22 protein-coding genes are annotated in these 23,255 nt (G+C 67.0%); 13 read left to right on the forward strand and 9 right to left on the reverse strand.

All coding sequences use genetic code 11. From position 1 onward, the window contains the following. Window positions 1-74: 74 nt before the first annotated feature. The gene (locus ABIB27_RS01390; protein WP_354214411.1) at window positions 75-845 is read right to left on the reverse strand and encodes a VTT domain-containing protein; all 771 of its coding nucleotides are present in this window, start codon (window positions 843-845) and stop codon (window positions 75-77) included. 127 nt (window positions 846-972) lie between these two features. Between ABIB27_RS01390 and ABIB27_RS01395 the strand changes: the two genes are divergently transcribed. Then, complete coding sequence (locus ABIB27_RS01395) at window positions 973-1,974, forward strand: 3'-5' exonuclease (RefSeq protein ID WP_354214068.1); 1,002 nt, start codon at window positions 973-975, stop codon at window positions 1,972-1,974. 55 nt (window positions 1,975-2,029) lie between these two features. Continuing rightward, window positions 2,030-2,548, forward strand: a complete 519-nt coding sequence (locus ABIB27_RS01400; protein ID WP_354214069.1) for a DUF4395 domain-containing protein — start codon at window positions 2,030-2,032, stop codon at window positions 2,546-2,548. On the opposite strand, the gene ABIB27_RS01405 is transcribed toward ABIB27_RS01400, so the two are convergent. Beyond that, complete coding sequence (locus ABIB27_RS01405) at window positions 2,535-3,614, reverse strand: ADP-ribosylglycohydrolase family protein (RefSeq protein WP_354214071.1); 1,080 nt, start codon at window positions 3,612-3,614, stop codon at window positions 2,535-2,537. The genes ABIB27_RS01400 and ABIB27_RS01405 overlap by 14 nt on opposite strands. Before the next feature lie 183 nt (window positions 3,615-3,797). Here ABIB27_RS01405 and ABIB27_RS01410 point away from each other — a divergent pair, with 183 nt between their 5' ends. From ABIB27_RS01410 to ABIB27_RS01425, 4 genes are all read left to right on the forward strand, one after another. After that, complete coding sequence (locus ABIB27_RS01410; RefSeq protein ID WP_354214072.1) at window positions 3,798-4,751, forward strand: MIP/aquaporin family protein; 954 nt, start codon at window positions 3,798-3,800, stop codon at window positions 4,749-4,751. 99 nt (window positions 4,752-4,850) lie between these two features. Then, entirely contained in the window at window positions 4,851-6,065 is a 1,215-nt protein-coding gene (locus ABIB27_RS01415) for an exonuclease SbcCD subunit D (protein WP_354214073.1), read from the forward strand. Further along, a complete protein-coding gene (locus ABIB27_RS01420; RefSeq protein ID WP_354253396.1) occupies window positions 6,062-9,262 on the forward strand; it encodes an AAA family ATPase in 3,201 nt (1,066 codons plus the stop codon). The genes ABIB27_RS01415 and ABIB27_RS01420 overlap by 4 nt, the downstream gene beginning before the upstream one ends. A gap of 97 nt (window positions 9,263-9,359) precedes the next feature. Next, window positions 9,360-10,712 carry an MFS transporter gene (locus tag ABIB27_RS01425; RefSeq protein ID WP_502909082.1) on the forward strand — a complete coding sequence of 451 codons (1,353 nt, stop codon included), beginning with the start codon at window positions 9,360-9,362 and terminating at the stop codon, window positions 10,710-10,712. A 31-nt stretch (window positions 10,713-10,743) separates the two neighbouring features. Here the strand turns inward: ABIB27_RS01425 and ABIB27_RS01430 are convergent, their stop codons facing one another. Next, complete coding sequence (locus ABIB27_RS01430) at window positions 10,744-11,391, reverse strand: phosphoribosyltransferase (RefSeq protein ID WP_354214076.1); 648 nt, start codon at window positions 11,389-11,391, stop codon at window positions 10,744-10,746. Between the two features lie 105 nt (window positions 11,392-11,496). Beyond that, entirely contained in the window at window positions 11,497-11,784 is a 288-nt protein-coding gene (locus tag ABIB27_RS01435) for a serine hydrolase (protein ID WP_354214078.1), read from the reverse strand. Between the two features lie 22 nt (window positions 11,785-11,806). On the opposite strand from ABIB27_RS01435, the gene ABIB27_RS01440 reads away from it, so the two are divergent. Next, window positions 11,807-11,947 (forward strand): hypothetical protein, encoded by a 141-nt coding sequence (locus ABIB27_RS01440; RefSeq protein WP_354253397.1) that lies wholly within the window; start codon window positions 11,807-11,809, stop codon window positions 11,945-11,947. Between the two features lie 62 nt (window positions 11,948-12,009). Here the strand turns inward: ABIB27_RS01440 and ABIB27_RS01445 are convergent, their stop codons facing one another. Both ABIB27_RS01445 and ABIB27_RS01450 read right to left on the reverse strand, forming a co-directional pair. Continuing rightward, the gene (locus ABIB27_RS01445; protein WP_354214080.1) at window positions 12,010-12,837 is read right to left on the reverse strand and encodes an alpha/beta fold hydrolase; all 828 of its coding nucleotides are present in this window, start codon (window positions 12,835-12,837) and stop codon (window positions 12,010-12,012) included. 218 nt (window positions 12,838-13,055) lie between these two features. After that, complete coding sequence (locus ABIB27_RS01450) at window positions 13,056-14,435, reverse strand: amino acid permease (RefSeq protein ID WP_354214082.1); 1,380 nt, start codon at window positions 14,433-14,435, stop codon at window positions 13,056-13,058. Between the two features lie 174 nt (window positions 14,436-14,609). Between ABIB27_RS01450 and ABIB27_RS01455 the strand changes: the two genes are divergently transcribed. From ABIB27_RS01455 to ABIB27_RS01480, 6 genes are all read left to right on the forward strand, one after another. Further along, entirely contained in the window at window positions 14,610-14,957 is a 348-nt protein-coding gene (locus ABIB27_RS01455) for an Lrp/AsnC ligand binding domain-containing protein (protein ID WP_354253398.1), read from the forward strand. A 133-nt stretch (window positions 14,958-15,090) separates the two neighbouring features. Further along, entirely contained in the window at window positions 15,091-15,801 is a 711-nt protein-coding gene (locus tag ABIB27_RS01460) for an NUDIX hydrolase (RefSeq protein ID WP_354214085.1), read from the forward strand. After that, window positions 15,798-17,132, forward strand: a complete 1,335-nt coding sequence (gene nadA, locus ABIB27_RS01465) for a quinolinate synthase NadA (RefSeq protein WP_354214086.1) — start codon at window positions 15,798-15,800, stop codon at window positions 17,130-17,132. Before ABIB27_RS01460 ends, nadA begins: the two co-directional genes overlap by 4 nt. A 31-nt stretch (window positions 17,133-17,163) precedes the next feature. Continuing rightward, window positions 17,164-19,059 carry an L-aspartate oxidase gene (locus ABIB27_RS01470; protein ID WP_354214087.1) on the forward strand — a complete coding sequence of 632 codons (1,896 nt, stop codon included), beginning with the start codon at window positions 17,164-17,166 and terminating at the stop codon, window positions 19,057-19,059. Continuing rightward, on the forward strand, window positions 19,052-19,924 hold the full coding sequence (nadC, locus tag ABIB27_RS01475; RefSeq protein ID WP_354214089.1) for a carboxylating nicotinate-nucleotide diphosphorylase: 873 nt from the start codon (window positions 19,052-19,054) through the stop codon (window positions 19,922-19,924). Before ABIB27_RS01470 ends, nadC begins: the two co-directional genes overlap by 8 nt. A 7-nt stretch (window positions 19,925-19,931) precedes the next feature. Further along, a complete protein-coding gene (locus tag ABIB27_RS01480) occupies window positions 19,932-21,089 on the forward strand; it encodes a cysteine desulfurase family protein (protein WP_354214090.1) in 1,158 nt (385 codons plus the stop codon). A gap of 19 nt (window positions 21,090-21,108) precedes the next feature. Here ABIB27_RS01480 and ABIB27_RS01485 read toward each other — a convergent pair whose 3' ends face one another. Genes ABIB27_RS01485 through ABIB27_RS01495 form a run of 3 tightly spaced genes read right to left on the reverse strand, consistent with a single transcriptional unit; the run spans window position 21,109 to window position 23,189 of the window. Then, a complete protein-coding gene (locus ABIB27_RS01485; RefSeq protein WP_354214091.1) occupies window positions 21,109-21,600 on the reverse strand; it encodes a GtrA family protein in 492 nt (163 codons plus the stop codon). Between the two features lie 17 nt (window positions 21,601-21,617). Continuing rightward, a complete protein-coding gene (locus tag ABIB27_RS01490; protein ID WP_354214092.1) occupies window positions 21,618-22,466 on the reverse strand; it encodes a fumarylacetoacetate hydrolase family protein in 849 nt (282 codons plus the stop codon). Window positions 22,467-22,526: 60 nt separating this feature from the next. Further along, window positions 22,527-23,189 carry a DUF1684 domain-containing protein gene (locus ABIB27_RS01495; protein WP_354214094.1) on the reverse strand — a complete coding sequence of 221 codons (663 nt, stop codon included), beginning with the start codon at window positions 23,187-23,189 and terminating at the stop codon, window positions 22,527-22,529. Window positions 23,190-23,255: the final 66 nt, after the last annotated feature.

Consider the following 23,255-nt stretch of genomic DNA (forward strand, 5'->3'; position numbering starts at 1 on the left):
CGGCTAAATGGGGCTGGAACGGGCGATATCTGGACAAAAACTCCGGGTGGTAGGCAGGGGTGAGCGTCGTGGAGCTAGTCCAGGTTGGTCTTGCGTTCCTCGTGGGGCTCGTGCTCTTCGAGGAACTCGTCCACCGGGTCCGTTCCAAAGTGCGTAGCCTTGCGCTTGGCTGACATGCCCCGGAGGACTTCGATGCCGATCGGGATCACGGAGACCAGCACGATGGCGATGAAGATGATGTCGATGTTGTTGCCCACCCAGCTGAACTGGCCCAGCCAGGCACCCAGGAGCGTGACCCCGCCGCCCCACAGCAACGCCCCGATGACGTTGTAAAGGAAGAATTTACGCTTGTCCATCTGGGCGACACCCACGATGACGGGCACGAAGGTTCTGATGATGGGGACGAAGCGGGCCAGAATCAAGGCCTTGCCGCCATGCTTTTCGAAGAACGCATGGGCGCCTTCCACATTTTCACGCTTGAACAGCCTGGACTCGGGCTTATTGAAGATCGCCGGGCCGGCTTTTGACCCAATCAGATACCCGGACTGGTTGCCCAGAATTGCGGCCACAATGATCAGCCCGCACATGCCCCATAAGTTAAAGTCGATGGCGCCGGTGGAGACCAGCAGGCCAGCGGTGAACAACATCGAATCCCCAGGCAGGAAGAACCCAACCAGGAGGCCGGTTTCGGCGAACACGATGGCGCAGACCACCAGGACTACCCACGGTCCGAGCGGGGAATCACGGAGGAAGACGTCGGGGTTCAGCCAATCGGGCAGGAACGAGGCCAGCTGTGGCTGGATCGATCCCGCACCGCCCAGCATGGGCACGGCAAGGTCGCTGATCGCAAGAAAGTTCACCTACTCAGGGTACTTGACGCACCCCGGCCGGCCGCCGCCGGACGGGTGATATCCATGACAGGGCCGCCCCGCTGACACTGGGACAGCCCGGCCCGGCGGTAAAGTATGGGCCGTGGGACTGGACTTTACGGCGATTGACTTCGAAACTGCCAACGGCTTCCGGGGCTCGCCGTGCGCGGTGGGCCTGACGAAGGTACGGGGCGGGCGCATTGTGGATGAAGCGTCCTGGCTGATGCGTCCCCCGGCGAACCACGACCATTTCGACTACCACAACGTCCGGATTCATGGCATCAGGTCAGAGGACGTTGCGGGCCTGCCCCGGTTCGGTGACCTGTTCCCGGAGATTGGCGCCTTTATTGGCGGGGACATCCTGGCTGCCCACAACGCGGCCTTTGATCTCGGCGTGATCCGGTCCGGCCTTGAAGTCTCAGGCCTGGCTGGTCCCGCCTACGAATTCGTCTGCACCGTGATGCTGTCCCGGCGCTGCTATTCACTGGTCTCCAATTCCCTGCCGTTCGCCGCCGAAGAAGCTGGTGTGCCGCTGGTCAACCACCACGATGCCGCGGAGGACGCCCGTGCCTGCGCCGGCATCCTGATCGACATCGCCGCGCGGAACAACGCAAACAGCATTGCCGAGCTTTACCTCTCGCTGGGCCTGGAGCTGCCCCGCCAGGAAGCGTTCGACCCGGCGCACGACGACTTGTCCAAAGCCAGCCGCGCCGCCCTTTCCGGCGGCCGCGCCGGGCTGGTGCGGCCTTTCCTGTCCGGCTGGCCGGAGGAGGGGGCCAACCCCCTTCCCAACGCCGACGCCGAACCGTCGCATCCTCTGTACGGCCAGACCGTGGTCTTCACAGGCCAGCTGGCCATGGGCCGGCCGGAAGCCAAGGTGCGATCTGCTGAGATGGGGGCCAGACCGGAAAGCCGGGTGACCGCCCGCACTACGGTGCTGGTGGTGGGCGACGGTTTTGTGGCCTCGGACCTGCGGTCCGGACGGCTGACGGGCAAGGCACGCCGCGTCCTGGAACTTCATGACCGTGGGCAGCCCATTGAGGTTCTCTCCGAGGGAGAGTTTGTGCAGATGGTGGGCGGCTGCGCCGGCGCGGCTGCCGTCTAGTTCATCCGGCGCAACAAATCTTCCCAGCCGTGCGGGGCACTCCTAGCCTTGCAGCATGAGCAAACCGACGCACGGCCCCGAGAGCAGTATCAACTGGCCCGCGGTGTTTGCCTTTCCGAATCCCGTCAACGAATACGCAGCCCGGATCACCGCCGGCCTCGTGGTGCTCCTGGCCGGCGCCACCCTGTTGTCCGGATCCGGTGGGGGCCTGGTCCTGATCGCCGTGGGATTCTGGCTGCGGGCGCTCTTTGGGCCACGGATATCGCCGCTGGCCCTGCTGTCAGTAAAGGTGCTCGCGCCCCGGCTGGGCCGTGCACGCCTGGTTCCCGGGCCGCCGAAACGATTCGCCCAGGGCATAGGCACGGTGGTCTCCACCCTCGCGCTGATCCTCTTCGTCGCCGGGGCCGCGCCGGCCGCCTGGATTGTGCTGGCAGTCCTGATAGCGGCCGCCTCGCTGGAAGCCTTCGCCGGATTCTGCCTGGGCTGCGTGATCTTCGGATTCCTCCAGCGCCGGGGCCTGATCCCGGAGGACGTCTGCGAGGCCTGCAACAACGTCGCGCTCAGGCGGTCGTGACCCCCACCAGCAGGTCGGCCATGCCGCGGATGACTTCCGGTGCTTCCAGGGCTTCCAGCCATCCGGCCGGCAGGCACTGCTCGCCGTACAGGGCGCCCAGGATGTTCCCTGCGATGGACCCCGTTGAGTCGCTGTCCCCGCTGTGGTTGACGGCCAGCGCAACGGCTGCCCGGAAATGGTCTTCGGGCAACAACGTGGAGCCAGCCCCCGGCGCAGTAGCCAGGACAGCGTACATCCCGACGGCGAACGCTTCCTCCGCGACCCAGCCCTCTCCCAGTTGCCGCACGAGTTCCTCCGGGGACAAAACGCCCGATTCTGCACAGCGGATGGCTGCCTTGAGCCGCTCCGGGAGCTCGGCCGCCACATCCTTCAGCCCGCGCACCTCCTCAAGGACCGCCGCTGCGGCGTCCTGCAGGCTCTCGCCGGAGACCAGCCGGTGGATCAGCAGGCTGAAGCTGCCGGCACTCTGCCTGGCGGAGGGATGGCCGTGGGTCAGGGAGGCGGCGTCGGCACTCAACTTGTAGACGGCGTCGGACGCTATGTGGGGTATCAGGCCGAACGGCGCTGAGCGCATCACGGTGCCGCAGCCTTTCGAATCCGGGTTGACCGGCCGGTAGACCGTCCCCATTTCACCGGTGGCCAGTCCGCTGATGCAGGCATTTCCGGGGGCCCGGCGGTGCCGCAGGACCTCATTGCTGTCAATCCACCGCTTCGGCTGCGCCGGGGCCGCCGGGGGCACTGACTCGCCCTGGGTGTCCAGCCAGCGGAGGTATGCCAGCCACAGGCAGGCATTAACATCGGCGCCCACCCCGTCGTTGGCCCATTCCAGCGCCTCCACGAGGCCGTCCACCGTATAGAGCGTCATTTGCGTGTCGTCGGAAAAGTGGCTGCCGCGCTCGAGCATTGCCAGGTCCGTCACGCCGGCGGAGCCGAAGCGGCCACGGATCGCCTCGATGGAATCGAACTCCACGGCATAACCCAGCGAGTCGCCCAGGGCGCCGCCCAGCAGGCAGCCGTGGATGCGGGATGTCAGCGAGGGCACGGCGGCGCCCGGATCATTGCTCATACCAGCCAATTTACCGTGAAGCGGAGGCGGGGGCGCCCGCTGCCGCACCAGCCATCCACTAAGCTCGGACTCAGCCAACGCCCAGAATTCCTTGGCACAATACAGGGGCCGCAGCGGACACGTTCCGCCGGCACCCTCAAGACTTCGCCGCCCAGCGACGCTCCAACGATAAGGACTGCCCTTATGACCACGCCTGTTCCCGTCCACCGTGATTCAGCCTCCGGGCCGGCAGCAAGCAACCATGCTGACGTCCGGCATGGGCTGGTGTCCAGGCTGTCCGCGGAAGCGTTCGGCAGCCTGTTCATTGTGGTGGCGGGCCTGGGCGTGCCGCTGTTCTCCATTCCCCAGTCGAGCCCCCTGCCGTCAGCGCTCGCGGCAGGCCTGGCCGTGACTGCGGCCATGCTGGCCTTCGGCTATGTCTCCGGCGGTCACTTCAACCCGGCCGTGACAGTTGGCCACGCCGTCGCAGGCCGGATCCGCCTGGGTGATGCGGCGGCGTACATCGCCGCACAGCTGGTGGGCGGACTGCTGGGTGCCTTGGCACTGTTCGGCATCCTCCGGACCCTCCCGGGCATCCAGGACAGCAGGGCCGCGTTCGACACCGTCACAGCCGGCTTCGGCGAGCACTCGATCATCCAGGCGCCCCTGGCCGGTGTGCTCCTGCTGGAAGTTCTCGGCGCCGCCATCCTGGTAGCCGTCTTCCTGGGCACGACGGCCCGCAACAACGTGAACAAGGCCGCCGCTGCCCTTTCTGTCGGCCTCGCTTTCGCCGTTTTGCTGCAGCTTGGCCTGGCGGTGGGCAACGCCCCGTTCAACCCGGCCCGCGCCACCGCCTCCGCCGTGTTCAGTTCCAGCTGGTCGCTCGAACAGCTGTGGCTATTCTGGGTTGCGCCGGTTGTGGGCGCGGCCATCACCGGCCTTGTCTTCCGGGGCTTCGCGGCATCGGACGCTCCCGCCACCGTTCCGTTTGCTGACGACTTTGATTCTGCGGACGGTGACAAGGCTGACGACGACGCTGTCGTTGAAGCCGCCGCGGACCGCGACGCCGGGACCCCGGAGGTCCCCACAGCGGCTGCCGTGGCAGAGCCCGCCCGCCGCGACGAGGCCCAGGAATTCTTCGACGGAAAGCGCGGTTAGCCGGCCCGGGCCGGGGCAGCGGGGTCACCGGGGACGGATGGGCGACAGGCAGCTGCGGCGGTTTCCTTAACTGTCAGTGGCAGCCTATAGCGTAGGAATATGCGGTTATTGCACACTTCGGACTGGCATTTGGGCCGGTCGTTCCACGGCGTCGGGATGCTGGACGCCCAACGGTCATTTATTGATCAGCTCGTCAGCGCTGTCTCGTCGCATGCCGTTGACGTTGTCCTGATTGCCGGCGACGTCTACGACCGCGCCCTGCCCGGCGTCGACGTCGTGCGCCTGCTGGACGAGGCCCTGGTCCGGCTGACCGCGGCAGGCGCCACGGTTGTGCTGACCAGCGGTAACCACGACTCCGCCGTCCGGCTGGGCTTCGCCTCCCGTTTGCTTGAGCGTGGCGGCGTGCACTTGCGGACCAGGCTGGCGGACCTGGACCATCCTCTCGTCCTGCCTTTGGAATCCGGAACTAAAGCCGGCGGGCAGCCCGGCGGGCCCGGCGCAAGTGATGAGCCGGGCGCCGTCCTGGCCATCTATGGGATCCCGTGGCTCGAACCACGGCTCGTCGCGGAGCCGCTCGGTGCGGAGCCGGCAAGCCACTTCGCGGTGACCCGCGCGGCGACCGGCCGCATCCGGGCGGACCTTGAACGGCGCAGCGCCAAGGGAACCGTGCATTCGGTGGTCCTCGCCCATACTTTCGCCAGCGGCGGCATCAGCTCAGACAGCGAGCGGGACCTCAGCATCGGGGGAGTGGGTGCCGTGCCGCTGGACCTGTTCGATGGCTTCAGCTACACGGCCCTGGGCCACCTCCACGGCCGGCAAACCCTGTCGCCGCAGGTCAGGTATTCCGGCTCGCCCCTGGCCTACTCGTTCTCCGAAGCCAAGCACACCAAGGGAAGCTGGCTTATCGACGTTGGCCCGGACGGCGTCACCGGCGTCTCCGGACTGGCCTGGGAGGCGCCCCGGAAGCTGGCGGTGCTCCGCGGCGGGATTTCCGAACTGCTGGAGTCCGGCGAACACGCGTGGGCCGAGGATGCGTATTGCCAGGTCACGCTGACGGACGCGCAACGGCCGCAGCAGGCCATGGAGCGGCTGCGGGTGCGCTTTCCGGACACGTTGGTTCTCGGGTTTGATCCGCAGGGCGGCACCGCGAAGGCGTCCACAAGTTACAGCACCCGGCTCGCCGAGGCCCAGGATGACGTGTCGGTCTGCTGCGGTTTCCTGGACCACGTGCGGGGTCGGGACGCGGACGACGCCGAGCGGCTGGCAATCGCCGGTGCGCTCGAGAACGTGCGTCTCCGGGAGGCATCGCTGTGAGGATCCACCGCCTGACCCTCTCCGCGTTTGGGCCGTTTGCCGGCACCGAAGAGGTGGACTTCGACAGATTGAGTGCCCACGGCCTCTTCCTCTTGAACGGACCCACTGGAGCCGGTAAAACCAGCGTGCTGGACGCTGTCTGCTTCGCACTCTACGGATCGGTGCCGGGCGCCCGCCAGGACGCCAAGCGCCTCCGCAGCGACCACGCCGAGCCGGCCCTGGAGCCGTCGGTCACCTGCGAGTTCTCCGCACAGGGACGCCATTTCGAGGTCACCAGGTCTCCCGCGTGGGACAAGCCCAGCGCCCGCGGGAAGAACGGATTCACTGCCCAGCAGGCCAAAACGCTCCTGCGGGAACGTGTGGGCGGGGCGTGGACGGACAAGTCCGGACGCAACGACGAAGCCGGCGCCGAAATCACTGCCCTGCTGGGCATGGACCGGGAACAGTTCACCCGGGTGGTTATGTTGCCCCAGGGTGACTTCGCCGCTTTCCTGAGGTCCAAGGCAACGGACCGCCTGGAACTGCTGCAGAAGCTTTTCGGAACTCAGCGGTTTGAGGCCCTGGAGCAGGAGCTGTCCGCCCAGGCGCAGGCCGCGCGCAACGATGTGGCCAAGCTCAATGGCGAGCTTGAACTGCTTGCCGCGCGTGCGGAAGCCGAGGCCTCGGCGCTGGCGATTGATGACGCAGCCTTCGCTGGCTCGGCCGGTGATCCTGCCGGTGATGCCGCTGGTGTGGGTGGGGGCCTACCCTCCCCGGAGGAACCCGGTGCCCGGATCGGGTGGCTCCAGGCCGCCGTGGCAAGGCACGCAGCGGACCTGACTGCCGCAGCGGAGGCCGCGGCGTCGGTGAGTAAACTCTCATCGGCCCGGCTCGACAGTGAAGCGGCACGGCGGGATCGGCGGCGCAGGCTGGCTGCTGCCGAGGTGCGGAAGGCGGCCTCTGAGGAGACTCTTCCGTCTCTGCGGATGAAGGCGGCGCGGCTCGAACAGCACCGGCGCGCCGAGGTGCTCACCGGGCAACTGCAGGCTGTCCAGTCCAGCGAAACACAGGTCAGGCACGCGGCGGGCGCCATGGAATCCGCCATCACGCTGCTTCGGCTGGCGGCGGGCGAAGACCCGGAGCTGGAACACCTGGACCTGTCTGCTTTGGACGCGGCAGGCACCGGCGGCGGGCCCGCCGAAGGTAAGGGTGACGCCGTCGTCGACGTGGAGTCTGTAGCCGCCACTGACGTGGCTGTCACCCTCGAGTCGGTCGTAGCCCTTGACATCGCCGGCGAGCTGAGCAGCATCCGGTCATTGCTGGCCGTCGTTGAAGCCAGGTTGCCGGACGAAGAGCGCCTCCATGCCCTGGCCGCCAGGCGCACCTCGCTCGGGACACAGCAGAAGGAACTGACCCAATCCAGTACCGGACTGGATGAGCGGTTGGGGATCCTGCGGGCGGAGCAGGCAGACCTGACGGCCGGACTGCAGCCCTTGGATGTACTTGCGTCCGCCGCCGTCCTACACGCGAAGGAAGCCGCCGCGGCGGACGAACTCCTAGACATTGTCCGCAGGTACGGGGCGGCAGTCACGGCACAGGAGCTGGCCGCGCACCGCCACTCGGCGGGGCGTGAGACCCAGCTTGGGACGAAGGCGCGCTGGCTGGACCTGCGCGAGGAAAGACTTGCCAATGCCGCAGCCGAACTCGCGGCCCAACTGGCCGATGGGGCCGCGTGCCCGGTCTGCGGAAGCGAGGACCACCCGGCTCCCGCGGAGGCAGCAGCGTCCGCGCTGGGGCTCAGCCAGGCAGAGGAAGCCGCACAACAGGCCTATGAGGCCGCAGAGGCGAAGCTGGCGGCGCTCAGCGCCGCGCTGGGTGAGGCAAACCAGGTGGTGGCCGTCCTTGCCGGCCAGGGCGGTGACACTCCCGAGGACGAGGCTGTTCAGGGTGTGGTGGCGGCCCGCCACGCTGCCGGACGGTCCCAGCTCGCCGTGAAGAATCTTGCGGAACTCCGCCATCAGATTGATGCTGTGGAGGCCCGGATTGCAGCCGCGGAGGCCGCGAAGAACACCGGTGTGGCTGAGCTCGCCCAAGTGAGCGCTGCAATGGCGGAGGTGGCGGACACGGTGGCATCCCTGGACCAGGCTCTGTCCGGCCTGCGTGGCGCTCACCGCAGCCTCACCCGCAGGCTGCGGTCGTTGCAGGACGCCGCGGCCACGCTGGAAAAGGCTGTGGCGGCCCGGGAACTTCTGGACAAGGCCAAAGCCCGGGCGGAGGAAGCCCGTCTCCAGCTCGAGCAGGCCCTGCCCGAGGCCGGCTTCAATACTGCCGGAGAAGCCAGGGAACAATTACTGGCGGGCGCAGAAGCAGCAGCCCTGCAAGGTGAGGTCCGGGCCGGCCACGATGAGCAGGCGCGGATTACCGAGCTTTTCGCATCGGATGAGCTGCTCTTGGCATTGAAGGAATCGGCTTCAGATCCGGTGGTGGACGAGGATCTGCTTGCGGAACTTCAGGACGCTGCCGCGAACGCCGCGCAGGAGGCACGCGACGCCGACCTCGCCGCCGGGATGGCTGCACATTGCGCTGCGTCGCTGGCCACGATCCGCCACGACTATGACCAACTCGCCGGAACCGGACGGGGGCCCAGGGAACACGCCCAACTGCTCTCAGCGCTCGCCGACACCGCGGCCGGCCGCGGCGAGAACACGTACCGCATGAGCCTGAACAGCTACGTCCTCGCCGCACGGCTGGAGCAGGTAGCGTCGGCTGCCTCGGAGCGCCTTGTTGCCATGAGCGGCGGCCGTTACCTGTTGCAGCATTCCGACGCCAAGGCTGCCCGTGGGGCGAAATCCGGGTTGGGCCTGGAAGTGGTGGATCAGTGGACCGGGCACCGCAGGGATACCTCCACGCTCTCCGGTGGCGAATCGTTTATGGCCTCACTCTCCCTGGCACTGGGCCTGGCCGACGTCGTCCAGCAGGAGTCCGGCGGCATCCAGATTGACACGCTCTTTGTGGACGAAGGCTTCGGCAGCCTGGACGAGCAATCCCTGGAACAGGTCATGGATGCCTTGGAAGGGCTCCGCGACGGCGGGCGCGTTGTGGGACTCGTCAGCCACGTGGGGGAGATGAAGCAACGCATCGGCACGCAACTCCAAGTCCTCAAGGGCCGCAACGGTTCCACCCTCCGCATATCCGACGCCGCCGAGGTGCTGGTGTAAGCCGGGGCGGCCCGTAAGCCCGTATACAATGGGACAGTTACCGGGTCGCGCGCATCGGGAGGAGGGACGGTGCGCATGACTGAACGAGCCCGAAATCTTGAACCCTTCACCAGCGTCTTCCCTGTCAGCTGCCCACGAAGTATCCGATGACCCGGCACCTTCACTGCTGCCTGAGGCCGCGCTGTTGCCTGAGGCAGCACCGCCGTCACCGCCAAGCGGCCGCTTTGCCCGGCTCCCGCAGCTTGCTGGCCGCAGTTTTATCCCCATCGGCCTGTTTGCACGTCTGCCGCTGGCCATGCTCACCGTTGGCGCCCTCACCCTTGTCACATCGGTCACCGGCTCCTACGCCTTAGGCGGCACCGCCGCCGGTGCTGTAGGAATCGGATCTGCGCTCGGAGCGCCGATTTTCGGAGCCATGGCGGACCGCCGCGGGCAGCGTCCCGTGCTGCTGGTGACCGCCGGGCTTAATGCCCTGGCGGTGCTGGCCCTCATCGGCGCGTCCTGGGCTATTCCGGCAGACGGATTTCCGGTCGCCCTGATCGTGGCAGCCTTCCTCGCCGGCGCAAGCTGCCCGCAGGTGGGGCCGCTCGCCCGCGTCCGCTGGATGGCCCTGACCTCCCGGGGGAAAGGCAAGGAAGCGGGCCAGGATCTGGATACTGCCCTGTCCTACGAGGGCACGGCCGACGAACTCACCTTTGTTCTGGGCCCGGCACTCGTGGGAATCCTCGCCAGCATGGTGGCCCCATGGCTGCCGCTGGCATTGGGGGTTGTCATGACCATCACGCTCGTTCCCGCTTTTGCCGTGCACCCCACGCACCGGGCGGTGCCCGTGAAGCAGGCGACCGGGGCCAATGCCACCGGGGCCAGTGCCACTGAATCCCGTGCCGGCAGGATTCCCGCCGCCGTCGCCCTTCCTGTCCTGGCCATGGTGGCCATGGGCACCTTCTTCGGATCCACCCAAACGGCCCTGAGTTCCTTTTCCGCGAGCTTCGCCACCTCAGAAATCGCGGGCCTTCTGTACGCAGTGATGGGGTTGAGTTCCGCCGCCGCTGCCCTGTCCGTGGCTTATTGGCCCCGGAGTTTCAAACCGGCCGCTCGCTGGATGGCCAGTGCGGCACTCATGGCCGGCCTCGCCCTCCTGCTTCTGGTGCCGGACTCGCTGGGCGGAATGGTCGGCGTGCTGCTGGTCCTGGGACTGCCGGTGGGGCCCGTTATGGTCACCGTATTTGCCATCGGCGGAATCGTGGCCCCCGCGGAAAGGCTGGGAACAGTGATGACCGCCCTGGCCAGCGGGATCGTGGCGGGCACGGCGCTCGGAGCGTCCGTTGCCGGCCAGCTTGCCCAGCAGGATGGCTACCGGGCCGCGTTCGTGGTTCCCCTTGCTGCCGCCGGTGCGCTGTTTGTACTCGGCACGGCTGCTGCGGCCATGCTCAGGAAACGCCAAGGCTAAGGGAAGCATCCCGCTCAGGGAAGCATCCCGCTTAGGGCTGCAGCAGGCTGATGGCGTCCTCGTCGGTCAGTTGCTCGAAGTGCCGGTAGAAGCTCCCCACAGCGCGGAACTTGCCTGGCAAGTGCAGGCACAGCACGGCATCGCAGACCCGGGACACGGCCGTGTAGGCCTCCACCGACCCCACCGGAGCGGCGACCACCACAGTTCCTGCTCCGGCGGATCGGACGGCCTCCACTGCGGCGCGCATGGTGGCGCCGGTGGCCAGGCCGTCGTCGAGCAGGAGGACTGTCCTGGCCGTGAGATCATGGCTGATTCCAGGATAAGTCTCCACCCTGCGAAGCAGTTCGGCCCGCTCGCGTTGTTCCACCTCATCCAGCCACTCCTGCCGGACACCGTGCTCGAGGACCCGGCCTATGAGGGGGCGGTTCAGCAGCCTCACCACTCGTCCACCGGACCACGCCAGGGCGCCGTACGCCGTTTCGTCGTGGCCCGGTATGCCGAGCTTCCTGACCAGGACAGCCCCGAGGGGCAGGTAGAGCGCCTTGGCAGCTGCGGCCGCCACGGGGATCCCGCCCCGAGCCAGGCCCAGCACAATGGCGTCAGGGCGTTCACGGAATTGCGTCAGGACCGCCGCCAGCTGCTCACCGGCATCGGTGCGGTCTTCAAAACGCGTGTTCATTGGCCTCTCTCCGGCTGTCTCCGCACTCTTCCAGCGTACCCTCTGCTGCCGTGCCGGAAGCGGTGAACTTGTCGCCGGGCGCCGTGGAGTCAGGGCAGTGCGGCGCTAACGGCCATGGTGATTTCCCGAATCACCGCCGTCCGGGACCGCGGCTCGAATCAGGCTTTCGTTAGCGGTGTCCTGCATGTAGGACAGTAGCTGCGCAGTGTGCTCCGGGTCCAGCAGATGGCCGTCAAACAGTTCCACGAGGAGGTGGGCCTTATCGGAGGTCGAAAGGGTGTTCACGTCCGGGCGGTCGGAGACATCGATGGCGGCTGCGTAGTCCGAGAGGCCGGAAAGGCCCACAGCCTCTAAGAGCAGGGTCCACGAATCGTTATTGCTCTCCTGGACCATGGCCTGGAGTTGGAGGCTCGAGGTGAAGGCACCCAGCCACGGGCTGCATCCACAGCGCCACACCCGCCTGGTATGCGCTGTCAGCGCCGATAACAGCTTCGATGCCCGCGTCGAGGTCCGCGTTGACGGCGGCGGAGGCGGCACGGGCTTGAGCGCCTGTTGAAGTGAGCGACGGCGCTCCCTGCAGCCGGACCAATGCGGGAGCTATGAAACCCCTGTCAGGAATCAGACGCCGAGGAAGGCGATGGCACCCTGTTTGAAGGCCCGGCTGGTGATGGCGTTGGTGTGGTTCCGGCCGGGCAGCACAAGCTGTTCCGCCATGGAGCCGGCCCGGACGCCGAGATCGGCAAGCTGCGGCATGGTGCCCGCGCGCTCGTCCTTGTCGCCGGCCACCAGGAGCATGGGCATATGCGGGACGGCTTCGGCAGGATCGAACGGCTCGGCTTTGATGGCCTCCACCAGCGACAGGAGCGCAAAGATGTTGTTGCTGGGCAGGAGCATCGCCATTTTCAACAGCCCGGCCGTGGACTGGTCCGCAATGGGCGTCCCGTCGGCCAGGTAGCGCTGGGCTGCGATGAGGTCGAACTCGGCCAGCGGATCAGCGATGTTCGGTCCGCCCAGGACCATGCGGTGGACAAGCTCGGGCTGTGTGGCGCCGAATTCCCAGGCGAGCCGGGAACCCAGGGAATAGCCCACAACGTCAACCCCGCTGGTGGGGTCGCCGTCGTGCACCGGCCGCACACCGGCGTCGAACGCTATCTGCAAGAGATCGGCTCGGATCCGGCTGGGGGCGTAGGAGTCCATGTCCTCCGGGGCGCCGCTGCGGCCGTGGCCGGGCAGGTCCACGGTAATGACCCGGCGTCCTGCGTCCAGGAGTGCAGCCAGCCAGCCCGTGTCCTCCCAGTTCAGTTTGCTGGAGGAAGAGAAACCGTGGATCAGCAGGACAGGCCGGAGCCCCGCATCAGCAGCAGGATCATGCACCTCGACATAGAGTTGCGGGTCCGTGCCCTCAACGGTGTGCGAATGCAGTTCGCCGGTGTGCCTGCCGCTCATAGTGTCAGTCCTCGTCAAGTACGGCGCTCAGGCGGACCCGGCGCTCCGGTGCGTCATCCTTCGGGACTGTGCCCACGATTCCGGCGGTGTTGTCCGGAACCTCGAACACGATCAGCGGCCCGCCGACATTGATCCTGTCGTCTGGCCCCCGAAGGTACGCACCACTTTACCTGCCTGCGGACTGCGCCGTTCAGCAGCGGATTTGCGTCTGCTGCGACCTACTTCGGGTGGCGCCCGCGGGCTGCGAGCCGCGCGCCGAGCCAGCAGGCGCCGGCGAGGCACGCAACCAACGCAAAGGTGCTCAGGAGCTGAATCCGGCTGCTTTCCGCGCTGAAGCCGACGGCGAAGATCAGCGCGAGCAGTACCAATCCGAATGTCGTCAGGCCAGGGAAGCCCTTCATCCGCAGCGGCAGCGCGGTCCCGTCCCGGTCTGCCCGGCGCCGGAGGATGAGCTGCGACACAAGGGCCGTTCCCCACACCACCAGGCACGTGGACCCGACCAGCTGGAAGAGGGCCGGCAGGATCCGGTTGGGGAAGAGAAGCTCAAGGACGGTGGCGAAGAAGCCGAAGGCCACCGAGATACCCACTGCGATCATGGGCACGCTGGCGCCGCTCAACCGGGACAGGAATCGGGGCGCTTCGCCGCGTTCGGAGAGTGAATACGCCATGCGGGATGCACCGTAGAGATTGGCGTTCAGGGCAGAGAGAAGCGCGACGACGGCGACAAGGGTGATTGCCGTGCCGGCACCCGGGATCCGGGCTGCGTCGAGCACACCCGCAAACGGCGAGGCCAAGCCCTCGGAGCTGACCGGCAGCACGGCCGCGATGACAAAGACTGATCCGATGTAGAAGACCAGGATGCGCCACAGTACGGTCCGGACTGCCCGGCCGATGCTATGCTCCGGATCCTCGGTTTCCGCTGCGGCTACGGCCACGATCTCGGTCCCGCCAAAGGCGAAGATCACCACGAACAGGGCCGTGGCGACGCCGCCCAGCCCGGCAGGAGCGAAGTCGGTGGTGATGTTTGACAGGCCTGGCGACGCCACGTCGGGGAGGAGTCCCAGCAGCAGGGCGGCACCTACGGCGAGAAACAGGACGATGGCGGCAACTTTGAGGATGGCGAACCAGAATTCGAACTCGCCAAAGTTTCTGACACCGGTGAGGTTGATGCCGGTGAAGACCACCATAAAGACCAGTGCCAGGGCCCAGACGGGGATCACGGGCCACACGGTGCACAAGAGGCCCGCGGCGCCGAGGGCTTCGGCGGCGATGACCACCACCAGCTGGAGCCACCAAAGCCAGCCCACCGTGGCGCCGGCCGTTTTGCCCAAAGCCCGCTCCGCGTACACCGAGAAGGCGCCGCTGGTGGGATTGGCCGCAGCCATCTCGCCCAGCGCCCACATCACCAGGATGATGAGCGTGCCGGCCACCAGATAGGACACCAATACGGCCGGACCGGCTGCCTGCACGCCGGCCCCGGAACCCAGGAACAGGCCAGCGCCGATGGCGCTGCCCAGGCCCATCATGGTGAGCTGCCGTGGTTTCATGGTGTGGCCGAGCTGGGCTTCCGGACGCACTGCCGTGGACTTCGATGTCATGCCTGTGAACTTTCTCGGGGTAGGGGGTGCCCGCGAAAGGGACCACTTGAATTTACCGCCTCTGCCGGTGGCCCCGCGGCACGGGGCGTACGACGATGGGTGCGGAGTGTATGACTAATCCGCCCCACGGCTGGCAATCTGCCCTACGAAGCAGCGATTCACAGGGGAGTTTGTGTGAAATTCGAGGCCTTGGACGCCAAAATTGTGCGATTCTTCAGCGACACGCCCCGGGCGTCGGTGCTGGAAGCCTCGCAGGGCCTGGGCCTGGGCCTGGGCCACGGGCGGGTGGCCGACGCACTAGCTGCCATCCCGGAACTGATCGAGGTTCACACGGTCTGGGGCAGTTCAGATCTCATGGCCAGGATTGCCGCGCGGTCCGATGCCGACCTGCAGCGGGTTCTTGACGCCATGATCGCCACGATGACGGTGCTTCGGGCGTCGATGGTCATCGTCCTCAATACCCACTTCCAGGGCAGGACGCTCAACCTGCCCGAAGCCGCGGCCAGAAACGGAACGGCGTAAGCCGCGCAGAAGGAGCAACATTTTGTATCGCGGGAAAATGGCCGTAGCATCAGTTCTAGTCAAATTGACCATAACTTGGCATGGTGCAATGCGGCACAGAGACCACGGAGCAACAGGAGGCGGGTGAGTCGCCATGTTCAGCAGTTCAGCAAATGTGTCGGAGCGGGCCACGGCCGCACCCTCGCTTGCCATCTCCACCGTCATCTTTGCCCTCCGGCCAAGTGAATCCTCGGGCCGCCCCACGCTTTGGATTCCCCTGGTCCGCAGAATCCGTGAGCCGTACAAGGACCTCTGGGCACTTCCCGGCGGACCACTGACCCACACGGAATCCCTGCAGGACGCGGCCTCGCGCAACCTTCGGGAGACCACCGGCCTGGCCCCGAGCTATGTGGAGCAGCTCTACGCTTTTGGCGGCCTGCACCGCTCGCCCACCCAGCGCGTCGTATCGATCGTCTACTGGGCCCTGGTCCAACCCACCGAAGCGGCACTGGCCGACGAATCGGAAAACGTGAAGTGGTTCCGGGCAGACAAGGTGGGTGAGCTGGCCTTCGATCACAACGCCATCGTGGACTACGCCCTGTGGCGGCTGCGGAACAAGCTGGCCTATGGCTCCGTGGCCTATCACTTCCTGGGGGAGTACTTCACGCTTGCCCAGGTCCGTGAGGTGTACGAAGCCGTCCTGGACACCAGGCTGGATCCGGCCAACTTCCGGCGCCAGCTGAAATCCACGCCGGAGATCGAGGACACCGGCGAATACCTCCAAGGCGGCAGACACCGCCCACCACGCCTCTACCGCTTCACCGGCCGCCCCGGCCTCGACCCCGACAACAGGAGCACACCATGAGCAGCGTCAACACAGCAATCCAGCTGATCACGCGCGAACAGGCCGAAAGCGCGGCAGGCGCCGCGGCACGGACCGCGGCTGCAGGCAAAGCAACTGCCACCTGCAGCCCGGCCCTGGCCAAGGGCCCGTGGGAGTACGACCTCGCCGAGGCGCTCGCCGGTGCCCCGGCGTACGGGCCCGGCGCCTCCAGTTCGGACGTCGCGCCCGCAGCCACCCCCCGGCAGGGCCAGCTGCCGGAAGAGTACAAGCTCGCCTGCGATGCTGAACTCGATGTGCGCATCCGCGCGGCCAAGGACAAGCTGGGCGACCGGGCAGTGGTCCTGGGCCACTTCTACCAGCGCGATGAGGTCATCCAGTACGCCGACTTCGTGGGCGACTCCTTCCAGCTGGCCAACGCCGCCCTCACCAGGCCTGACGCCGAGGCCATCATCTTCTGCGGCGTGCACTTCATGGCTGAGACTGCCGATATCCTCTCGACGCCGGACCAGGCAGTCATCCTGCCCAACCTCGCCGCCGGCTGCTCCATGGCGGACATGGCAGACACCGACTCCGTGGAGGAATGCTGGGAACAGCTCGAGGAGATCTTCGGTTCGGAGAAGGACGACGACGGCCGCGTCCCGGTCATCCCGGTCACCTACATGAACTCCTCCGCTGCCCTGAAGGCTTTCTGCGGGCGTAACGGCGGCATCGTCTGCACCTCATCCAACGCACGGCTGGTCCTGGAATGGGCCTTCGAGCGGGGCCAGCGGGTCCTGTTCTTCCCCGACCAGCACCTGGGCCGCAACACCGCCAAGGCCATGGGCGTGCCGCTGGAACAGATGCCCATGTGGAACCCGCGCAAGGAACTCGGCGGCAACGACGAACAGGCGCTGCTCGATTCCCGCGTCATCCTGTGGCACGGCTTCTGCTCGGTTCACAAACGCTTCAACGTCGGTCAGATCGAAAAGGCCCGTGCCGAGTTCCCCGGCGTGAACGTGATCGTGCACCCCGAATGCCCCATGGAGGTGGTGGATGCTGCCGATTCGGCCGGTTCCACCGACTTCATCAAGAAGGCCATCGCGGCGGCCACCGATCCCACTACGTTCGCGATCGGCACCGAGGTCAACATGGTCAACCGGCTCGCGGCCGAATACCCGCAGCACACCATCTTCTGCCTGGACCCGGTCATCTGCCCGTGCTCCACGATGTACCGGATCCACCCCGGCTACCTCGCCTGGGTCCTGGAGGAACTCGTCGAGGGCCGGATCGTCAACCGCATCAGCGTGGATGAATCCGTGCAGGACCACGCCAAAACCGCGCTCGAGCGCATGCTCGCGGCGCGTCCACTGTAGTAGCTGTAGTACCGGAGGAAACGAGCCCCACATGAGCGCAGCGAACCCAGCCGGTGGTACGGCACCCCGGCGGCTGATCGTCGTCGGGAGCGGCATTGCGGGACTGTACTCCGCGCTGCTCGCCGCCGAAGCGGGTGCCCAAGTGGTGCTGCTGACCAAGGGGGCGCTCGCGGACAGCAACACCTACTTCGCCCAGGGCGGCATTTCCGCCGTCCTGGACGAGCCCGCGCCTGGGGACACCGTGGCCGCCCACATCGCGGACACGCTGAAGGCCGGGGGCGGGCACTGCCACCAGGACGCCGTCCGGGTACTCTGCACCGAGGCCCGCTTCGACATTGCCGGGCTGCAGCGCTTCGGCGTGCGTTTTGATCCGGACCACGACGGCGATCCCGCCTTGGGTCTCGAAGCCGCCCACTCCGCGCCACGGATCCTGCACGCCGGCGGCGACGCCACCGGCGCCCGTGTGGCGAAAGCTCTTATCCGCGCCGTACAGGACGTCCAGGCAGCTGGAACAATCCAGGTGATCGGGAACGCCTTGGTGACGTCCCTGTTGCAGAGCGGAGGCCGCGTGTCCGGGGTCAACTTCCTCCACGACGGGCGGGAACTGGGAGTCCACGGCGACGCCGTCCTCCTGGCCACCGGGGGAGCAGGACAGCTGTTTGCCCAGACCACCAACCCCGCCGTGGCCACCGCAGACGGCCTCGCCCTGGCCTGGCGGGCGGGCGCCGCCGTGGCGGACCTCGAATTCTTCCAGTTCCACCCCACCTGCATGGTCCGTCCCGGCGGCGCCCGCGAAGCCGAAGCTGGCGGTAACGGAACAGAGCCGCTCCTGATCTCCGAAGCTGTCCGCGGCGAAGGCGCCATCCTGGTGGACGCCCTAGGTGAGCGTTTTATGCCCGCCTACCACCCCGACGCCGAACTAGCGCCCCGGGACGTCGTCTCCCGGAGCATCGCCCTGCACCTCGCGGCCCTCGGCGACCCCAACGGCCACGTGTTCCTCGACGCACGTGTGATCGAGGCCGGCAGGGGCAAAGGTTTCCTCGCCAAGCGATTCCCCACCATCAGCGCACGCACCCGCGACGCCGGCATCGACTGGACCCGTGAACCCGTTCCCGTGGCTCCTGCGGCCCACTACTGGATGGGCGGCGTTGTCACGGACCTCCACGGCCGGACCTCTGTCCCCGGGCTGCTGGCTGCTGGGGAAGTCGCCTGTACCGGGGTGCAGGGGGCTAATCGCCTTGCCAGCAACTCGCTCCTCGAAGGCCTTGTCTTCGGGCGCCGGGCTGTTGCTGCTTTCTTAAGCGACGGCGCTGGTTGGGTGTCGCCCGACGCTGTTCCTCCGCTCGCTCCCCACGATCTCCCTAACCTCGCAAGCTCGGCCAGGGAACCCGGATCGTGTGGGTCCACGGCCGCGGGCGGCCTCCCCTTGACGCCCGCTTCCGGAACACCCTCGGGCGACGATGCATCGCTCCCGTTGAGAGGTGTCGACGGCAGACCCGTCACCTTGGGTGCACTTACTGAAGCCCCCGCCGACATCGCCTGGGAGTTTGAGCTTGACCCGGCTCCTGGGCCTGTTGAGGTGTCCTGTGCGGATCCCGGGCCGTTTTCGCGGGGGGCTCTTCGTCGGTTGATGACTGCGAAGGCAGGCGTCCTCCGTACTGGCGGGCTGTTGCGGGAGGCCGGCGCGGATTTGGCGGCCTGGGCCGGCGTTGAGAATCCTCTGAACGTGCCTGACTCCTTTGATGTGGAGGAGCATGAGGATGCCAGTCTTTTGCTGGCTGCGCAGCTGTTGGTGCATGCCGCCCGGGAGCGGCGGGAATCCCTTGGCGCGCATTACCGCAGCGACAGCAGGGCGGCCGCTACCGCCGTCGAACCTTTTGACCAGCGTTACACCATGAGCCGGAAAGCGAGCCTCGTCAATGACTAGCCTGACCCTCCCCGCAGCACCCGTCCGGGACATCCTGGAACGTGCCTTTGCCGAGGACGCGCCCAACGGCGATATCACCTCGCAGTTGCTGATCCCGGCTGACGCCCGTGCCACCGCGGTGCTCAACGCCCGGGTGTCCGGTGTGCTCAGCGGCGGGACCGTGTTCCGTGACGCCATGAAGCTCGTGGACCCGGACACCGAAGTGGAGTTGCTGCTTGCCGATGGAGAATCGTTCGACGCCGGGACGCACCTTGCGCGCGTCACGGGCAGTGCCCGCTCAGTGCTGCTCGCCGAACGGGTGGGGCTGAACCTGGTCCAGCGCATGAGCGCCATCGCCACGAAGACGGCCGAATTCGTCCGACTTGTCGACGGCACCAAGGCCCGCATCACTGATACGCGCAAGACCACCCCGGGCCTGCGGGTGCTGGAGCGGTATGCCGTGCGCTGCGGCGGGGGAGCGAACCACCGCTACAGCCTGTCCGACGCCGTCCTGGCCAAGGACAACCACCTCGCCGTGATGACAGGGGGAGAGCCGGCCAGGCTCACCGCCCTGCTGGCCGCCGCGAAAGCCCAGCTGGGGCACACCACCCACTTTGAGGTGGAAGTGGACAGCGCCGACCAGATCGAACCGGTCCTCGCCGCGGGCGTGGACACCATCATGCTGGACAACTTTTCCCTTGAGGACCTGCGCGCCGGCGTGAAACAGGTGGCCGGGCGGGCGATTGTCGAAGCCAGCGGCAATGTTAACCTGGGCACCGTGGCGGCCATCGCCGCCGCGGGAGTGGACGTCATCGCGATCGGGGGGCTCACCCATACGGTTGCCGCTCTGGACCTTGGCCTGGACGTCGAACTGAGGGCAGGCTGAAACGGCCATGATCTTCCTCGACGCCGCCGCCACCACGCCTGTCCGCCGCGAGGTCCTGGATGCGATGTGGCCCTACCTGACCGGTGAATTCGGCAACCCCTCGAGCCATCACACCCTCGGCGAGGCCGCTGCCGCTGCACTCGCGGACGCCCGGAGTGCGGTCGCCAAGGTACTGGGCTGCAGGAGCGGGGAGGTCACCTTCACCTCGGGCGGCACGGAAGCGGACAACCTGGCTGTTAAGGGCATCGCCCTGGCCCGGCAGGCGGCGGACACTGCGCGCAATCGGGTGGTGATCAGCGCCGTCGAACACCCAGCCGTCGAGGAATCCGCGCGATACCTGGCGCGGTTCCATGGGTTCGCCGTGGACGTTGTGCCCGTGGACAGCACCGGGCTGGTGACGCCCGCGGCGCTCGCCGCCGTGCTCCGGCCGGAGACGGCGCTGGTGAGCATCATGTATGCGAACAACGAAGTGGGTACCATCCAGCCGGTGGCGGAACTGGCCGAGCTGGCACGTGCCCAAGGCATCCCGTTCCATACGGATGCGGTCCAGGCCGCTGGCTGGCTTCCACTGGATGTCAAAGCACTGGGTGTTGATGCCCTCAGCATGTCCGGCCACAAGCTGGGGGCTCCGAAAGGCTGCGGTGTGCTGTACGTCCGCGGCCGGACCCGCATTGAACCGCTGCTGCACGGCGGGGGCCAGGAGCGGGGCAGGCGGTCCGGGACTGAGAATGTGGCCGGTGCTGTGGGTCTCGCCACCGCCCTGACTCTGGCACAATCCGCGCAGCTGCAGACCGCAGAACATGTGTCGGCGCTCCGGGACGGTTTCATCCGGAACGTCCTCGACGCCGTTCCCGGTGCTGTCCTGACCGGCCACCCCACGGAGCGGCTCCCGTCCGTGGCGTCCTTCTGCTTCCCCGGAACCAGCGGGGAATCGGTCCTCCTGGGGCTGGAGCGGCAGGGCGTGGTGTGTTCGAGCGGCTCAGCATGCGCCGCGGGCTCCGACGCGCCGTCGCCGGTCCTGACGGCGCTCGGCTTCCCGGCGGAAGTGGCCCAGACAGCGGTGCGGTTCAGCTTCGAGTCCACCGTCAGCGCCGCTGACCTGGCCGCGGCCGCCGAAGCCGTGGGCACCGCCGTCGGAAGCGTCCGCACCCTCGGCCGCAACTAACCCAAGGTGGGGGAGTGGCCTAAATGTGGCGGGCGCGGCGGAAGATCCAATGCCGCAGCAGCGTGAAGCGGACAGCCGTGGCGAGGAAACCGGACAGTGTGGTGGTCCAGAGCTCATCGGACACGGTGGCTGCAGGGTGGACCCAGTGCAGGATCCCCAGGCTGCCGCCGGTGATGACCAGGGCGATGGCGAGCACCATCAACCCATTGAGGTGGTCCTGCGTCCTCTTCCTGGTGGACGTGATTTTAAAGGTCAGCCGGCGGTTCAGTGCGGTGTTCATCACTGACGTGACGATCAGGGCCGCGGCGTTGGCGAGCTGTGGGTCGATCCACTGGCGGAGCAGGGCGTAAAGCGCCAGAGAGGTTGCCGTGCAAATCAGGCCCACTCCGGTGAAGCGGAGGAGTTGACGCACTACGGGAAACCTGAAGATGCCGCGGTAATGTTTGGTGGCCGGGGCGCCGCGGGTGTGCTGCTGCGCCAGCTGGGCGGCGGGCGCAGCAGACGATTCCATGGGTCAAGCCTGACATATCAGGCCGGGGTTTCCTCCCAGGACGCAGCCTTGACCGGATTGCTGAGTTCGCCGATCCCCTCCACGCGGCACACCACAGTGTCACCGGGGTGGATGCGTGCGCATTCGGCCGGGAAACCGGTGAGGATGATGTCGCCGGCGTGGAGCGTCATAAAGGAGCTGAGGTAGACCAGGATTTCGTCCACCTTCCAGCCAAGATCCGAGCTGGACGCGGGCTTCAGTGCGGTGCCGTTGAGGACGATGCCGATGGAGAGGCTGGAGTCGTCGAGGCCGGTGACAATCCAGGGGCCAAGCGGTGTGAAGGTGTCCTGGCTCTTGGCGCTGATCCACAGTTCGTCCGACTTCTGCAGGTCGCGGGCGGAGACGTCGTTGCCGATGGTGAATCCGAGGATGGCGCCCCGGGCGGTTTCCAGCGTCAGGCCGCGCACCGTGCGTCCGATAACGACGGTCAGTTCGGCTTCCGGGTCGACGTACCCCACGGTGGAGCTCAGTTCGATGGCGTCGCCCGGGCCGATCACGCTGGACGCGGCCTTGTGGAACGCCTGCGGCGGAAGATCGCGGCCTGGCTGCCCGGTGTTGTGGGCCATGCCCAGGACATTGACCGGGACCGACGGCGCCAGGAAGGTGAAGGAATCCTGTGCCACGGTGGCACCGGTCTCCCAGCCGGCCCGTGCCCGGCTGTTGGTATTGGCGCGGGATGCCGCCAACGGGGAATCAACAACGGTCCAGTAACGGCCGGCCACGGAGTCGAAGTCCAGGGCATTGTTGGCGACGAAGAAGTGTTCACCGGGAGCTGCGGCGGAGAGCGGGCGGACTCGGGCAATGCGGCGGGGAGCGCTGGCGGTCATGATGACATCCTACGTCCTCGACGGTGCCGGCAGGCAGGCAGACCGCCCGGCGGAACCCGTTCAGTAAAGCTCGCCCACCGGGATTTCCACAGCCAGCCGGTTGGACGGGCCCGGGAGCGGGCAGGCCCAGGCCTCGTTGTAGGCGCACGACGGGTTGTAGGCGAAGTTGAAATCCAGCACGTACTCCGCGCCGGGCCCGGAGCCATGGACGCCATGGAATGCACCCTTGATGGTGTCCAGGAGGTATCTGCCGGCACCGTACGTTCCGCCGGGTTTCCCCGCCGTGGCGTCCCGGAACGGCACAAAGATCCCGCCCCCATAGCCTTTCAGTTTCCAGACGCCGAGCTGCCCCATTTCGGGAAGGTCGAACGTGCCCAGCCGGACGAGGTGCACCACCCCGTCGGTGGCTGTCTCCACGCTCTTCTCCCGGCCCGCACCCTCAAGGGTGAGTGGCACGTAGAACCGGTAGATGGGGTCGTAGTCGGCAGTCTTCAGGCCGGAGAACTGGGCCTTGTCCTGTGCGGTGAGCGCTGAGGCCGGATGCGTTGCAAACATGCGGTCACGTTCGTGCCGCCAATGGGAGTGGGCTTCCTCCGGACTTTCCGCCGCAATTTTCCGGACGGTGTCATACAGGGCAAACGTCCGCAGCCGCCAGTCGGCTATGTCGAGGGCGGAGATGTCCGCCAGGCTCCCGTGGTCCACACCCTGCTCATCTTCCGACATAGCCCCCAGCCTAACCCTTGGCCGGGGGGAACCTCCGACGGCGACACGCGGCGCCGGCCCCCGCCG

It is taken from the genome of Arthrobacter sp. UYEF21 (assembly GCF_040546085.1).
Lineage (GTDB): Bacteria > Actinomycetota > Actinomycetes > Actinomycetales > Micrococcaceae > Arthrobacter.